Consider the following 1,591-nt stretch of genomic DNA (forward strand, 5'->3'; position numbering starts at 1 on the left):
GGACGCAGGTCAGCGGGGTCACCCTGCCGCAGAGCACCTTCCAGGTGCAGGCCAAGGGCACCTTCTCCGGTACCGAGGCCCAGAACTTCCACGTGTCCGCCAAGAACTTCGGCGGCGCGCCCCGGCAAATCGCCAGCGGGCCGTCGAGCGAGGTCTCGAAGGTGCTGGTCGCCGCGTAGCGGCCGCGCGAGAGGGGCTCGAGGTTGCGCCCGAGCCCTTAGGGCCATCCCTTTAAACATCTTGCTTGACGTAATCGACGGTGCCGGCAGCGAGGACGCGTGATGTCGCGACCTGCCGGCGCACTTCGCTCCCCGGCGCGTAGCCCTTCTTCCTCCTTGGCTTCGGCCCGCGAGGGTGCTTGAGGAGTATCGCCGGGTCGACGTTCCTTGCCATTTTCACGAGCGTCCGGGCCAGTTGCTTCGGCGTCTGGCTTTCGTATGGCGCCCAGACTTCCTCCGGAAGGGCGGCCTTCATTCCGCCGTAGTACTCGCGTAACTCGGCCGCGATATAGAAAGAGGAGATAGGCTTCTGCTCGCACACCGGATGCGCGGTCCGCACCGCCACCTGCAAGAGGGCCAACACGTCGTAGGCCACCAATGCGACGCAGAATCCAAGCAGGGCGCCTCGGGGCGAGCCAAGGCTGCGCACCTCGCTTTCAAGGACAGACTCCAAGCGGCCAAAGAGGCATTCAATCCGCCAGCGCGTGCGGTACAACCGTGCGAGCGTTGTTGCTCCCTTGCGGTCCGCCGGGACATTCGTCAGCAGTCGGATGATGGTGTCTCCGTCGTCGGTGGGCGTGTCGAGTTCAATCTCGATGCGCCGCAGTCGCAGCGCGCCGCCTGCCCCGTCTGGGATGGACACCGGCTGCTCGAAGACCATCCCCGTCTCGATGCGTCCGACCTTGCGTCGCGGGTGCTCTTCGGTCGGTGCGGGATTGCGCTCATGCTCCCGCACCAGCAGGAAGGCTTCATGGGCGGCGAAAGCCTGGAAAATCGCGCGCGTACTGAAGCCTCTATCCGCCACCCAGAGGTGGCCTGGCTCGACGCGCGGCAGCAGGTGCTTGAGCAGCGAGCGCTCATGGTCATGCGCGTCCTCCCAGGGAAGCACGTCGGCCACCAGGTCCAGGTCCGGGTCATAAAGCACGAGGGACTGGCCCGGCATCGCCGCGCCTCGGAAGCCACGCAACGCGCGAAGGCGCTTCTCACTGGCCGGCAAGTCGTTGCCGTCCACGATGCGCACCGTCATCCCTTCGCACACCGCGTCCGCCTGCTCCATCGCACGGCGCACCGGAGCCAACCGAGCGTACGCGCCGCGCACCAGCGCTCGGAGGACCGCCGGTTCGGTCCGGTTCACCTTCTTGTAAAGCGGGACCGAGACGGGCAGGCGATGCCGCTGCGCCGCCGCATGCAGCGAGGGGCGCAGGCCCAGCACCACCAGACTCATGCGGTCAACGACATCGGAGAACGTAACCGTCCGGTGGACGTCGTGCCGGAGGACTTGATGACGGACGAGGACCGTGTTCGGCGAGCGCCGCGACGAGCGAGCTGTTCAGTGACTGAGCTGGAGGGGCGAATCGGGCGGGTCGGCGGCG

At 66.9% G+C, this 1,591-nt stretch carries 1 pseudogene; it reads right to left on the reverse strand.

The features are described from left to right. Nucleotides 1–231: 231 nt before the first annotated feature. Nucleotides 232–1,470, reverse strand: a pseudogene (locus G4D87_RS37590) (transposase); the annotation flags it as partial. Between the last annotated feature and the right edge of the window lie 121 nt (nt 1,471–1,591).

Source organism: Myxococcus vastator (genome assembly GCF_010894475.1).
Lineage (GTDB): Bacteria > Myxococcota > Myxococcia > Myxococcales > Myxococcaceae > Myxococcus > Myxococcus vastator.